The sequence below is a fragment of the Flavobacterium sp. AG291 genome (genome assembly GCF_003350375.1).
GTDB classification, from domain to species: domain Bacteria; phylum Bacteroidota; class Bacteroidia; order Flavobacteriales; family Flavobacteriaceae; genus Flavobacterium; species Flavobacterium suzhouense.
This window is the reverse complement of record NZ_QQAR01000022.1, coordinates 1-13,489: the sequence shown is the minus strand read 5'-3', so window position 1 is coordinate 13,489 and position 13,489 is coordinate 1. Positions and strand designations below refer to the sequence as shown.

The 13,489-nt window shown below is 36.4% G+C and carries 15 protein-coding genes; 9 read left to right on the top strand and 6 right to left on the bottom strand.

Annotated elements, in window-relative coordinates; genetic code table 11:
* The first annotated feature begins 35 nt into the window (after positions 1 to 35).
* A complete protein-coding gene (gene smpB / locus DEU42_RS17110; RefSeq protein ID WP_114759574.1) occupies positions 36 to 491 on the top strand; it encodes an SsrA-binding protein SmpB in 456 nt (151 codons plus the stop codon).
* Positions 492 to 519: 28 nt separating this feature from the next.
* On the opposite strand, the gene DEU42_RS17105 is transcribed toward smpB, so the two are convergent.
* A complete protein-coding gene (locus DEU42_RS17105) occupies positions 520 to 1,167 on the bottom strand; it encodes a protein-L-isoaspartate(D-aspartate) O-methyltransferase (protein ID WP_114759555.1) in 648 nt (215 codons plus the stop codon).
* A gap of 170 nt (positions 1,168 to 1,337) precedes the next feature.
* Here DEU42_RS17105 and DEU42_RS17100 point away from each other — a divergent pair, with 170 nt between their 5' ends.
* The 8 genes from DEU42_RS17100 (at position 1,338) to DEU42_RS17065 (ending at position 9,292) form a co-directional block, all read left to right on the top strand.
* On the top strand, positions 1,338 to 2,303 hold the full coding sequence (locus DEU42_RS17100; protein ID WP_114759554.1) for a Gfo/Idh/MocA family protein: 966 nt from the start codon (positions 1,338 to 1,340) through the stop codon (positions 2,301 to 2,303).
* Positions 2,304 to 2,351: 48 nt separating this feature from the next.
* Positions 2,352 to 3,242 (top strand): 3-hydroxyacyl-CoA dehydrogenase family protein, encoded by an 891-nt coding sequence (locus DEU42_RS17095; RefSeq protein WP_114759553.1) that lies wholly within the window; start codon positions 2,352 to 2,354, stop codon positions 3,240 to 3,242.
* Positions 3,243 to 3,372: 130 nt separating this feature from the next.
* Positions 3,373 to 4,587: a DUF1015 domain-containing protein gene (locus DEU42_RS17090; RefSeq protein ID WP_114759552.1), complete on the top strand. Its 1,215-nt coding sequence runs from the start codon at positions 3,373 to 3,375 to the stop codon at positions 4,585 to 4,587.
* A 62-nt stretch (positions 4,588 to 4,649) separates the two neighbouring features.
* Positions 4,650 to 5,309 (top strand): YggS family pyridoxal phosphate-dependent enzyme, encoded by a 660-nt coding sequence (locus DEU42_RS17085; protein ID WP_114759551.1) that lies wholly within the window; start codon positions 4,650 to 4,652, stop codon positions 5,307 to 5,309.
* 103 nt (positions 5,310 to 5,412) lie between these two features.
* Complete coding sequence (locus tag DEU42_RS17080) at positions 5,413 to 6,777, top strand: exonuclease domain-containing protein (protein ID WP_114759550.1); 1,365 nt, start codon at positions 5,413 to 5,415, stop codon at positions 6,775 to 6,777.
* Positions 6,778 to 6,815: 38 nt separating this feature from the next.
* Positions 6,816 to 7,637, top strand: coding sequence for an ion transporter (locus DEU42_RS17075; protein ID WP_114759549.1), 822 nt, complete (start codon positions 6,816 to 6,818; stop codon positions 7,635 to 7,637).
* 9 nt (positions 7,638 to 7,646) lie between these two features.
* Entirely contained in the window at positions 7,647 to 8,552 is a 906-nt protein-coding gene (miaA, locus tag DEU42_RS17070) for a tRNA (adenosine(37)-N6)-dimethylallyltransferase MiaA (protein ID WP_114759548.1), read from the top strand.
* Entirely contained in the window at positions 8,552 to 9,292 is a 741-nt protein-coding gene (locus DEU42_RS17065; protein WP_114759547.1) for an acyl-[acyl-carrier-protein] thioesterase, read from the top strand. Before miaA ends, DEU42_RS17065 begins: the two co-directional genes overlap by 1 nt.
* 32 nt (positions 9,293 to 9,324) lie before the next feature.
* On the opposite strand, the gene DEU42_RS17060 is transcribed toward DEU42_RS17065, so the two are convergent.
* From DEU42_RS17060 to DEU42_RS17040, 5 genes are all read right to left on the bottom strand, one after another.
* Positions 9,325 to 10,047, bottom strand: a complete 723-nt coding sequence (locus tag DEU42_RS17060; RefSeq protein WP_114759546.1) for a response regulator transcription factor — start codon at positions 10,045 to 10,047, stop codon at positions 9,325 to 9,327.
* A gap of 7 nt (positions 10,048 to 10,054) precedes the next feature.
* Entirely contained in the window at positions 10,055 to 11,329 is a 1,275-nt protein-coding gene (locus DEU42_RS17055; protein WP_114759545.1) for a sensor histidine kinase, read from the bottom strand.
* Positions 11,330 to 11,400: 71 nt separating this feature from the next.
* Entirely contained in the window at positions 11,401 to 11,985 is a 585-nt protein-coding gene (gene coaE, locus DEU42_RS17050) for a dephospho-CoA kinase (protein ID WP_114759544.1), read from the bottom strand.
* Positions 11,985 to 12,980 (bottom strand): glycosyltransferase, encoded by a 996-nt coding sequence (locus tag DEU42_RS17045; protein WP_114759543.1) that lies wholly within the window; start codon positions 12,978 to 12,980, stop codon positions 11,985 to 11,987. The genes coaE and DEU42_RS17045 overlap by 1 nt, the downstream gene beginning before the upstream one ends.
* 101 nt (positions 12,981 to 13,081) lie before the next feature.
* On the bottom strand, positions 13,082 to 13,489 hold a 408-nt coding region (locus DEU42_RS17040; protein WP_147278152.1), incomplete at its 5' end, for a T9SS type A sorting domain-containing protein.

The following is a 13,489-nucleotide window of genomic DNA, read 5'->3' as shown; positions in this document are numbered from 1 at the left end:
AGCATTAAACTATTGTGCTTACATTTGCCATCCTTATGCAAAAAACGGTTAACATACTAAACAAGAGAGCGAGGTTCGATTTTGAGATTCTCGAAACCTATACCGCAGGTATTGTACTTGCCGGCTCTGAAATTAAATCCATACGTTTGGGTAAGGCTTCTATTGCCGAAAGTTTTTGCGAATTTCACGGACATGAGCTATTTGCCATCAATACAAACATAGAGCAATATGCTTATAGCCGCAGTTTTAACCATGCTCCAAAAAGCGAACGCAAACTGCTTTTAAATAAAAAAGAGCTTAAAAGTCTTTTAAAGAGTGTACAGAACAAAGGACTTACCATAGTTCCACTGAAGCTTTTTACTAATGAAAAAGGTATTGCTAAGCTTGACATTGGCTTATGCCGTGGTAAGAAAAACTTCGACAAGCGTGAAACCATGAAAGAACGTGATACCAAACGCGACCTTGACAGGATAAAGAAAGAATTCAAATAAAAAAAGCTCTGCATAATGCAGAGCTTTTTTAGTTTTTATTTTCAAGAAGCGGTACAAACCGGAAATCACCAAATTCGTGCTTTTCAAACTGGGTTTCGTTTTTTCTTATCAACAAAGTCATGGTTTGTACTCCCTGTTCGTTATCCACAGGAATAACTAGCCTTCCTCCTATTTTTAATTGTGCCATCAATGGTTTAGGGATAAACGGGGCTGCTGCTGTTACAATAACACTATCAAACGGGGCAAAATTTGGTAATCCCTTATAACCATCGCCAAACGAAAGATGCTTTGGACGTATGCCAAGCTTAGGCAATAATAATGATGTCGTCTTGAAGAGTTCATTCTGACGTTCAACACTAAAGACCTTTGCCCCCATTGCATAAAGCACAGCCGTTTGATACCCTGAACCGGTACCGATTTCTAAAACCGAATGCCCTTTATCTACCTGTAACAGCTGTGACTGGAAAGCAACAGTATAGGGTTGTGATATGGTTTGCCCTGCACCAATAGGAAAAGCCTTATCCTGGTAAGCGTAATCTTCGAAGCTCGAGTTAAGAAAAAGGTGTCTTGGCACTTTTTTAATAGCTTCCAGAACATTTTTATCGGTTATGCCTTTTTGTTCCAAAACCGCAGCAAGCTGATTACGAAGTCCCTGATGTTTGGCTGTATCTTTCAATGGTAAGGAGATTAATTTCGGTAAAAATAACAAACAATATGGTATTGTCAAATCGAAAGACAACCATAAAATAATATTTAAAAATACAACAAAATCGTCTCTTTTTTGATGAACTGTTTTTGCTGTATCAAACTAAATAATAGTATTTTTGTTTCACAAAAATTACACTTATGCTAAAAGTTGGCGTACTGGGTGCAGGTCATCTTGGAAAGATTCACCTGAGATTACTTAACCAGTCTGAAAAATATGAACTTGTGGGTTTCTACGACCCTAACAGCGAACACGCAGATAAAATCGCAGCCGAATTCGGTTATAAAAAATTTGACACCATAGCAGCACTTATACAGGCTGTAGATGTTGTTGATATTGTAACACCTACCCTTTCGCACCATGATTGTGCTAAAGAAGTTATTGAAGCCGGCAAACACGTATTCATCGAGAAGCCCATATCTAATACTATCGAAGAAGCAGAAGAGCTTATAACTCTTGCCAAACAATATAATGTAAAAGGACAGGTAGGACATGTAGAGCGTTTTAACCCTGCTTTTATTGCTACCAAAGAAAAAATTGAGAACCCGATGTTCATTGAGACGCACCGCCTGGCAGAGTTCAACCCTCGTGGCACTGATGTTCCTGTGGTACTGGATTTAATGATACATGACATTGATGTTATCCTAAGCGTGGTAAAATCGAAAGTAAAGCTTATCAATGCCAGTGGTGTTTCGGTTATCAGTGACACTCCGGATATTGCCAATGCCCGTATTGAGTTCGAGAATGGCTGTGTTGCCAACCTTACAGCAAGCCGTATTTCTTTAAAGAACATGCGTAAGTCGCGTTTCTTTCAAAAGGATGCTTACATATCGGTAGATTTTCTTGATAAAGTATGTGAAGTGGTAAAAATGAAGGACGCACCTGAAGTTCCGGGTGATTTTGACATGATACTGCAAAATGCTGAAGGTATAAAAAAACAGATATATTTTGACAACCCTGACGTAAACGCTAACAATGCCATACTGGATGAGTTAGAAACATTTGCCGATGCCATAAAAAACAACACTACTCCGGTAGTTACGCTTGAAGATGGTACTGAAGCATTAAGAGTTGCTTACCAGATCATTGATTGCTTCAAGAGGTAATACTCAAAACAACAACAAACAAAACCCTACATACAAACAACAAACAAAATGAAAAACATTGCAGTTATAGGTGCAGGAACAATGGGTAATGGCATTGCCCATACTTTTGCACAAAGCGGATTTAATGTACGTTTAATTGATAAATTTGAGCCAACCTTAGATAAGGCTATGAACACCATAGCTACTAATCTTGACCGTATGGTTGCTAAAGGTTCAATTACTGAAGAAGATAAAGCTAAAACTATAGGAAACATCATTACATATACTGACATTAAAGACGGTGTTGTTAATGCTGACCTTGTGGTAGAGGCCGCTACTGAAAATGTTGATCTTAAGCTACGTATCTTTAAAGATCTTAGCGATTTTTGTGATGAGAAAACCATTCTTGCTACAAATACATCATCTATATCTATAACGCAAATTGCTGCAGTAACTAACAGACAGGATAAAGTTATAGGTATGCACTTTATGAACCCGGTGCCTATCATGAAACTGGTAGAGATCATCCGTGGATACAATACATCTGACGAGGTTACTAAAACTATCATGGATCTTTCTGAAAAACTAGGCAAAGTTCCTGTAGAGGTTAACGATTATCCTGGTTTTGTGGCTAACCGTATCCTTATGCCGATGATCAATGAAGCTATCGAAACACTTTACAATGGTGTTGCGGGAGTTTATGAAATTGACACTGTTATGAAGTTAGGTATGGCACACCCGATGGGTCCATTACAACTTGCTGACTTTATTGGCCTTGACGTATGCCTTTCAATCCTTAACGTAATGTATGACGGATTCAAAAATCCTAAATATGCTCCGTGTCCATTATTGGTAAACATGGTAATGGCAGGTAAACTTGGTGTAAAATCAGGCGAAGGTTTCTACGATTACAAAGAGAGCAAAAAAGCAGAGAAAGTAGCTGCTATGTTCAGTAAATAGTATTCAGTTTTCAGCCTGTCTGCCGGTAGGCAGGTAGCAGTATGCAGTACTGAAATCCTCATAAAAGTTCAGCCCCATTAAGTTGAGGCTGAACTTTAAACCTTAAACCCCAAACTTTAAACTAACAAAGTTGGCAAAAATAATTCCTTTTAAGGCAGTAAGGCCTACACGCGATAAAGTGAGTCTGGTAACATCGCGTTCCTACGATGAGTATACTCCTGCCGAACTCGCTTCGCAGCTTGATTACAATCCATTCTCTTTTCTCCATGTACTTAACCCTGCTTATGTTAACCAACAGAAGATATCTGCTACAACACGGTTCAGGGCCGTGCAGAATAAATACAACGAGTTTAAAGATGAGAATATCTTTAAGCAGGAAAGCAAGCCCGTATTTTATCTGTATGAGATACAAGGAAAAAGCGGAATTTTCACTGGAATTATTGCCGGTACATCAATAGAAGATTACCAAAACAATGTTATCAAGAAACACGAGGACACTCTTGCCTACCGTGTTGAATATTTTAAAGATTATCTTCATCAAACGGGCTTTAATACCGAACCGGTACTTATTACCTACCCCGAAAACCCTGAGCTTCAACAGTGGATTGATACTGTAAAGAAAAGACGTCCCTTATATCTCTTTTCTTCACTGAACAGGGAAAAACACACAATGTGGCGTGTAAAGGATGAAAAGGAAATCGACTGGGTTCAAAAGCAATTTGATGCTATAGGCAGTGTATATATTGCTGATGGCCACCACCGTTCTGCTTCAGCCGAACTATTATATGAAGAGGATAAAGCTTCAGGCAATGACAACCTCAACTATTTTATGAGTTTCCTTATCTGTGAAACCAACCTTAAGATTTACGAATACAATCGTATCATTAACGACCTTAACGGACACAGCAAGGAGAGTTTTCTTGCGGCACTTGCCAATGATTTTACCATTGAAAACAAACATCAGGAGTTATGGAAACCACAGACTAAGTTTCAATACGGTATGTATCTGGATGGCGATTTTTATGCCCTTTCACTAAAAAAAACTAACTTTAATTCGGTATTGGAATCGCTGGATGCACAAATACTATATGAAAAAGTACTGCACCCGTTATTAGGCATAGGAGATTTGCGCAATGACGAACGCATCTCCTACATTCCGGGAAGCAAGCCTGTAACTGAAATAAAGAAAATGGTAGACAGTGAAGAGTTTGAAGTTGGTTTTATGCTCTACCCTGCTTCGATTGATGAGATTAAAGACCTTGCCGACAATAACCTCATTATGCCACCAAAGAGTACGTATATAGAGCCCAAGTTCAGGAGTGGGCTGGTGGTGTATGAATTATGATTTAAAGATTTCAACGTAACACATAGCAACTTATAACTGTAAACCGTACACAGTCAACTAATATGTCAATACAATCCAACCTTAACGAAATAAAAGCTGAATTACCTGCTCACGTTACATTAGTAGCTGTTAGTAAAACCAAACCTGTTTCTGACCTTATGGAAGCCTATAATGCCGGACAACGCATTTTTGGGGAGAACAAAATACAGGAAATGGCAGTTAAGTATGACCAAATGCCTAAAGACATACAATGGCACATGATAGGCCACGTTCAGACCAATAAGGTGAAATACATGGCGCCTTTTGTTAGCCTTGTTCACGGTGTTGACAGCCTGAAGCTATTGGCAGAAATAAACAAACAGGCTAAAAAGAATAACCGTGTTATTGACTGTCTCCTTCAAATGCACATTGCCGAAGAAGAAACCAAATTTGGTATGGATGAAAGTGAACTTAATGAGCTTTTAGCATCCGATGAATTCAGGGCAATGGAAAGCATTAAAGTAATCGGCCTGATGGGCATGGCTACTTTTACCGAAGATGAAAACCAGATCACAAAAGAGTTTACCCACCTTAAATCCATTTTTGATAATTTGAGTGGACTGTTAACTGATAACTGTCAACTGACAACTCTTTCTATGGGTATGAGTGGTGATTATAACATCGCGATAGAATGTGGCAGTACCATGGTGCGTATAGGAAGTAGCATTTTTGGACATCGTTAATTGTTAAAACAATTCTATTTGATAAATAGGCTATTGATAATAGTTTAAATTTACGTAATTTGTAGCCTTGAACCTATTCCCCTAACAACAGAGAATTACTTTTTTGTACGCAATATTAGACATAGAAACTACCGGCGGTCAATATAATGAAGAAGGTATTACAGAGATTGCCATTTATAAATTTGATGGCCATGAAATTGTAGACCAATTCATTAGCCTTGTCAACCCTGAGAAACCCATTCAGCCTTTTGTGGTTAAGCTTACCGGCATAAATAATGCCATGCTTCGCAGCGCCCCTAAGTTTTATGAAGTTGCAAAACGAATTATTGAAATTACTGAGGGTTGTATCATTGTAGCCCACAATGCACAGTTTGACTACCGTGTTCTACGAACTGAGTTTAGAAACTTAGGATATAACTTTGAGAAGCAAACTCTCTGTACGGTTGAGCTTTCACAAAAACTGCTTCCTGAACAAAAATCACACAGTCTTGGCAAACTTGTTCGTGCATTAGGCATACCTATGAGTGACAGGCACCGTGCAACCGGTGATGCTATGGCAACTGTTCAGCTATTCAAGCTGTTATTAGCTAAAGACACTGAAAAAGAGATCCTGACAAGCCTGATAAAAACAGAGCAGAAAAAAGGCATTTCTCCTAAATTGCTTGACCTTGTTGATGGAATACCGTCTGTTACCGGACTATATTACATCTATAATGAAAAAGGTGATATAATTTACCTGGGGAAAAGCAAGAATATAAAAAAGAGGGTAAACCAGCATTTTACAAGTGTTGCCCGTAAATCTAAAAAAATACAAAGGGAGGCTTTCTCGGTTCAGTATGAAGAAACCGGAAGTGAACTTATTGCCCTTCTTAAAGAATGCCAGGAAATAAAAGTAAACAAGCCCGTTTACAATCGAGCTTTGAAAAAAACTGTGTTTCCCTGGTCGCTTTATGCCGAAAAAGATTCGCATGGCTATTTATGCCTTAAAATTCAGAAAACTGATAACCGCAAGAAGGAAGTGGTTTCCTTTCCCGGCATTGTTGAAGCCAGGACAGCCTTGTTTGCCATTGTGGAAAAGTATAATCTTTGCCAGAAGATAAATGAAATTAGTTCTTCTGAAAAAGAACATTGTTTCCCGTATGAGCTTAGCAATTGTAATGGTGCATGCCTTGGACATGAAACTCCTGAAACCTATAACGAAAGGGTTTTAGAATTCATCAATAATAATAGCTTCCATAATCAGAGCATGATAATTATTGACAGAGGCCGTGCTGTTGATGAACGGAGTGCTGTACTTATAGAGAATGGCATATATAAAGGCTATGCTTTCTATAACCTGAATTATCAGATTACAAACATCAACATCCTGAAAAACATACTAACTCCAATGGATAACAATAAGGATGTAAAAAAAATTATTCAGGACTACATCCGAAAAAAGAAAGGCTTAAAAATAGTACGTCTTTAGTAGATTCATTATTTTTGATATAAGCAAATCTCTTAGTATTGGACAATAGCAAAATAGATAATTTCCGAAAAAAACTTCATACTATAATTTATGAAGCTGATACCCCTGCCGGAAAGTTTTTTGATCTCGTTCTGCTAATACTTATTGTCATTAGCGTTATAGCAGTAATGCTTGAGAGCGTCGCATCCATAAAAATAAAACATGGTCAGTTGTTAGCCGTAATTGAATGGGTTGTCACTATCTTTTTTACTTTAGAATATATTGCCCGCATCTTTGCTGTTAATAAACCCTGGAAATACATTTTCAGTTTTTACGGTATAGTTGATTTTCTTGCTACTGTACCAAAATATATAGGATTACTCTTCCCCGGATCGGGTGTACTAATTTCTATCAGAGCTATCCGCTTGTTAAGGGTTTTCCGGATACTAAAGCTGGTACACTTTGTGGGCGCTTCTAACCAATTGGTTCTTGCCCTGAAGAAAAGCCGTGCTAAAATTGCCGTTTTCCTTTTTAGTGTAGTGGTTCTTTGTATAATACTGGGCACAATAATGTACCTTATTGAAGGACCTGAACATGGGTTTACCAGTATACCGGTAAGTATCTATTGGACCATAGTTACACTTACAACCGTTGGTTTTGGAGACATTACACCGGGAACCTCTTTAGGTCAATTCATATCGGTAATAATTATGATTTTAGGATATGGTATTATTGCCGTACCCACCGGACTTGTTACTGCCGAACTTATTGGCGATAAAAAAGTTAACCTAAACACACAGGTTTGCCCTAACTGCAGTGCAGATAAACATCGCGATGATGCACGCTACTGCTATAATTGTGGCTACCATTTAAATGACTAAACAAATACCTTGCAAAAAAAATATCTCATAATAGTAGTTGGCCCCACTGCCATAGGAAAAACCGCCTTAGCCATTGAAATAGCTAATCATTTTAAATGTGAGATCATTTCAGCGGATAGCAGACAGTTTTTTAAAGAAATGGCTATTGGTACAGCTGTACCATCAAAAGACGAACTCGAAGCTGCTAAACACCATTTTATTCAAAATATAAGCATCTTTGATGACTATACAGTAGGCGATTTTGAACGAGAAGCAATTGCTAAGCTTGATGAACTTTATCAAAATAATGATTTTGCCGTTTTAGTTGGCGGTTCGGGACTCTACATCGATGCCGTTTTAAAAGGTTTTGACGATTTCCCGGATATTGATATATCCGTGAGGGAAAACCTGATTGCAGCATATGAAAAAAACGGTATAAGTTATTTGCAGGAAAAGCTGAAAGAGGTCGACCCTGTACATTATGAAAAGGTGGCTTTAGAAAATCCGCAACGCCTTATGCGTGCACTTGAAGTTTCTATTGGTAGCGGTAAGCCTTATTCTTCTTTTCTGAATGTAAAAAAGAATAGCAGAAACTTTACGCCCATTGTAATTGGTTTGGAAGCTGACAGAGAACTGATGTATGAGCGTATCAATAAACGTGTAGATATTATGGTTGAAAGCGGGCTTATTGAAGAAGCTAAAACAGTTTACCCAAACAAAAAACTGAATGCATTACAAACCGTAGGTTATCGTGAATTGTTTAGTCACTTTGATGGTGAATTCACTTTGGACTTTGCTATTGAAGAAATAAAAAAAAACACCCGAAGATTTGCTAAAAGGCAAATGACCTGGTTCAGGAGAACAGAAAACGTTAAATGGTTTGATTTTACTACTCCCATACAGGAAATCATTACTTTTGTGGAAAACACTTTATAATGCCGATATCTCCACAATTTACCTCAATATTTTCGCAGGATTGGGAAATTAATTTCCTTCAATGCACACCTAACGGACTTTTAAAACATACCGAACTTTGCAATCTTTTACAGCTTACGGCAGGTGCTCACGCTGAACTGGGTGGTATTAGCTACATCGATATGCAAACAAGGGATCAGGCATGGGTTTTAAGTCGTATACGTCTGGAAATTGACTCTTTACCCAAATGGGGAGACACTATAACGATAAAAACATGGATCGTTGATTTACAGGGTTCGCGTTCAGTAAGAGCGTTAGAAATGTATTTGGGTAATAAGAAACTGGCAAGTGCATTAACCTACTGGGCTGTATTAAACACCAAACTTAGAAAGTCGGAAGCACTTGCATTGCCCCATGAGCATTTCGAAAAATATTCTGAATTGGTTCCTACCCAAGAGTCTTTCAAAAAAATTGAACTTTCAAGACCTTCAGAAGAAGTTAATAGCCGAAAAGTAGTATTATCCGATCTTGATATTGTTTTCCATGCCAACAATGTAAAATATCTTGAATGGTGCCTTGACAATATAGATTACAAGCCGTTATTGCGTCAGCAACTTAAAAGTTTTGATATGAATTACCTTCGGGAACTTATGGCCGGAGATGAAGTAAGTATATTAAAAGGATCTGATAATAATCAAACCTATTTCACAATACAAAAAGCCGGCAAGCCAAGTTTTGCTCTTGAGCTAAACTGGAAATAAAAATGCCCCTCTATTACGAGGGGCATTTTCATTTATTTCTCTTCAGCTACTTTGTTCTTAACAACAAGTCTGAAACCTTCACCGTGAATATTAAGTATTTCTACCTCTTCATCCTGTTTAAGGTACTTTCTAAGCTTAGCGATGTAAACATCCATACTTCTTGAAGTAAAGTAATTATCATCTCTCCAGATTTTAGTAAGCGCTAACTCCCTTGGCATAAGGTCGTTTTCATGAAGAGCCAGCATTTTTAGCAGTTCATTTTCTTTTGGAGATAATTTGATAGGCTCCTCATTGTCAAAAGTAAGGAAACGTAGTTTTGAATTCAGGTGGAATTTACCAATCTGGAATTCAAATTTAGAATTATCCGTTTTTGTTTCAGAAGCTTTTCTCTGAATGATTGCTTTAATTTTCATAAGAAGCACCTCAGAGTCAAAAGGTTTGTTTAGATAATCATCTGCCCCTACCTTATATCCTTTAAGCACATCTTCTTTCATAGATTTAGCCGTAAGGAAAATAATAGGCACTTCCTTATTCTTTTCTCTTATTTCCCTCGCAAGTGTATATCCGTCTTTGTAAGGCATCATAACGTCAAGAATACAAAGATCAAAATTGTCTTTCTTGAACTTTTCAAAGCCTTCCATTCCGTTTTTAGCTAATGTAACTTCAAAATCGTTGATTACCAGATAGTCTTTAAGGACAGCTCCAAAGTTTGGATCGTCTTCAACTAAAAGAATCTTTTTGTTTGCTTCTTCCATATTTTTTTTAATTTATTAATGGCATTTTTATTATAAAGGTGCTCCCCTTTCCTTTTTCACTTTCCACATAAATGTGGCAATTATGGTCTTCTATAATTCTTTTAACGTAGGCCAGACCCAATCCGTGTCCTTTTACGTTATGTATATCTCCTGTGGGTTCTCTGTAGAACTTTTCAAAAATCCTTTTTTGAGTTACCTTAGACATCCCCATACCATTATCCTTAATTTTTATAAGGATAAAATCTTTTACATTTTCGGTATAAATATCTATAACGGGTTCATCCGGAGAATATTTGATTGCATTGTCTAAAATATTAACAAGAACATTCGTGAAATGAACATCATTTAATAAGGCGGTAGTCCTCTGCGCATCAAAATGTCTTGTCAGCACTCCCTCCCTGGCTTCAATAATCAAATGAACATGTTCAATAGCTTCTTCAACTACATCGTGAATATCAGCCTGATCTTTAGTTATATCCAGTTCTCTCTTATCAAGTTTTGATATCTGGAGTACGTTTTCAACCTGGGCATGCATCCTTTTATTTTCATCTCTTATCATCTGAAGATAACGCTGTACCTTCTCCGAATCGCTGAATATCTTTGGGTTCTTAATCGCATCTAAAGCAAGATTTATAGTTGCAATAGGTGTTTTGAACTCATGTGTCATATTATTAATGAAATCTGTTTTTATCTCAGAAATCTGTTTTTGCTTAATAAGCTGATTTAATGCACTTACATAAGCAATTATTATTATCATGGTAAATATTATAGACAACAATGTTATATTTAATATCGACCTGAATAAAAACACTTCTTTTTTAGGGAAGCTTAAAATAAGTGCAAATCTTGTGCCATCTACGTCGATTAACGGATAATCTTCATAATTATATTCAATATGTTTAAAATTATCCGATTTTATATCGGTAGGCTGCTGATTTTTATAAACCGCAAATTCAAAATCTACATCAACATGCTCTTTTTCCAGTTCTTCTACAATAAGTCCATCGATAAAATCTTTAGTCAGCCATAAATCAACAGAGTCTTTTTTTTGTATCTCACTTTCATCTAAACCGACATTAGCCTTTTTCAATTGGGCTAATTTATCTTCACTGTGTGTTTTTACTCTTTCCGATACTTGTATTAATATCTTATGTATTTGGTAGGCAAACTGATCTTCACTGTTTTTTAATGATAGATTGACCCAATAAAGCTGTACCAGTATAATACCTATAAGGGATAGGCTCATAAAAAATACCAGTAAACGAAATCTTGTCCTGTTCATCGATACAAAATTAACATTTTAACATTTACAGCCTGAATAGATTAACCAAATATTAACAAGCGTTGAAAATTTTAAATATTTTTCAGAATTTTAAGTATTCTGTCAACTTCTTCTTTTGCCTTGTCAAGGTTTGTGTTTTCTATAATAAAATCGCTTAATACAGCTTTCTTATCGTCACTCCATTGAGAATTAATGCGTTCTAAAACTTTTTCTCTGCTAACACCATCACGTTTCATGACACGTTCAATTCTTAAGTCAACAGGAGCAGTAACTAATATAATCTTATCACAATCTTTATAACTACCACTTTCAAATAAAATTGCTGCTTCTCTTATAATAAACGGAGAATCATTTTGTTTATCCAGCCAGTCTTTAAAGTGTTTTTTGACTTTAGGGTGAATTATCTCATTAAGCATTTGAAGTTTTTCTGGCTCTTTAAACACAACAGAAGATAATTTAGCCCTGTCAGGTAAACCATCAGTCATTATCGAATCCCCAAAAGCTTTACGTACTTCTTTAATAACCTCATCTGTATACAAGATTGCTTTTGCTTCATCATCTGCTATATACAAAGGAATTCCATGCAATTTAAACAAATTGGCTATAGTAGTTTTACCACTACCTATTCCTCCGGTAAGTCCAATTACTTTTGTCATTATTTAAAGAATAATTCTGGAAATGCTTTTTTAGGATCTTCTTTTAAAATATGAACCTTTAAAAACGATTTTAAATATCCGGAACCATATCCATAAAATTGTATAAAAACTGCTACAACTGAAAATGCTGCAATCTTAAAACTTCTATTTTGAATGCCCGATACTATAAAAATTATGATAAAGTACAAAATGTAAAGATAAATTCCTACAGAATAACCAAGTAATAATAAAAAAAGAGATAGTGCTAATCCTATCATAAATACTGAAGGGAATAAAAAAGTAACCTTTTTATATTCAGGATGCCATAAATCAAGTATCGGCCTGCATTTGCCAAACTTATTTACCTGCTTGTGAAATTTCTCCCAGTCAATTCTTCTTTTGTGATACACAAAAGAGTCCGAAAACAGTTTTGTGCTAAAACCAAGTTTCCATAAACGTATCGAAAGGTCAGGATCTTCTCCAGGATGAATGTGACCAAAACCTTCTGATGATTCAAAAGCTTTCTTTGATATCCCCATATTGAAACTTCGGGGTTGAAATTTTTCAATCTTTTCCGACTTACCTCTCACTCCTCCTGTTGTTAGGAAAGAAGTCATTGAAAAATTAATTGCTTTTTGTACATCACTAAATGAACTTAAAGCAGCATCAGGACCTCCAAAACAATCTACATAAGATTTCTTGAGATTCAAATCTACACTTTCTAAATAATGTGGTGGAATAATACAATCAGAATCAAGAATAATAAAATAATCTCCTTTTGCAATCTTCATTCCGTAATTTCTGGAATCCCCGGGACCGCTATTAGCTTTAAAATAGTATGAAATATTTAGTTTGTCGCTATAACTATCGACAACCTCTTTACAAGTTATCGAAGAACCATCTTCGATTATAACAATCTCATATCTATCTTTATAAGTTTGTAAAGTAAGGCTTTCCAGCAGCTCTTCAACCTCATCAGGCCTGTTGAATACAGGGATTATTAATGAAAATAGCATCCTTTTATTTTTTTAACAAAGTTACTCCTTTATAATAAAAAAGCCACCAAAAAATGGTGGCTTTAATTTATGATAGTATTTTGTACTACCCTGTGTTACAATTATTGCTTTTTAATCACTTTAACTGTTTTTACAGTATTACCTGAAGTTACATTAACGATGTAAGCTCCATCGGCAAGAGATGCCATGTCAACTCTTACATCAGTAGCATTAGCTACCTGAGAGATAACTTTTTGACCTAATAGGTTAAATACCGTTACCGAAGTAATTTCAGATGAATAGGTAAGGTTAAGCACATCTTTAACAGGGTTTGGATAGTATGAGAATGCTTTTACATCAAATCCTCCTCTGTCAAGTACGATGTCAACTGTTACTGCAAATACACCAACACTTGTACATGTATCAATAGTTTGTGTCGCATAGTAAGTTGCTCCCTGAACAAGTTGTGTGTCAGGAGCAAGTGCATTAGTACCCGCCTGAGCATCCTCAAGAGTAGCATACCATGTTAC

Bases quoted from the DNA above. Each gene is read 5' to 3' on its own strand.
- DEU42_RS17045 (WP_114759543.1), bottom strand. From the start codon at position 12,980: ATGCTATTTTCATTAATAATCCCTGTATTCAACAGGCCTGATGAGGTT.
- DEU42_RS17060 (WP_114759546.1), bottom strand. From the start codon at position 10,047: ATGGAAGAAGCAAACAAAAAGATTCTTTTAGTTGAAGACGATCCAAAC.
- DEU42_RS17095 (WP_114759553.1), top strand. From the start codon at position 2,352: ATGAAAAACATTGCAGTTATAGGTGCAGGAACAATGGGTAATGGCATT.
- DEU42_RS17065 (WP_114759547.1), top strand. From the start codon at position 8,552: ATGCCGATATCTCCACAATTTACCTCAATATTTTCGCAGGATTGGGAA.
- DEU42_RS17100 (WP_114759554.1), top strand. From the start codon at position 1,338: ATGCTAAAAGTTGGCGTACTGGGTGCAGGTCATCTTGGAAAGATTCAC.
- DEU42_RS17085 (WP_114759551.1), top strand. From the start codon at position 4,650: ATGTCAATACAATCCAACCTTAACGAAATAAAAGCTGAATTACCTGCT.
- smpB (WP_114759574.1), top strand. From the start codon at position 36: ATGCAAAAAACGGTTAACATACTAAACAAGAGAGCGAGGTTCGATTTT.
- coaE (WP_114759544.1), bottom strand. From the start codon at position 11,985: ATGACAAAAGTAATTGGACTTACCGGAGGAATAGGTAGTGGTAAAACT.
- DEU42_RS17055 (WP_114759545.1), bottom strand. From the start codon at position 11,329: ATGAACAGGACAAGATTTCGTTTACTGGTATTTTTTATGAGCCTATCC.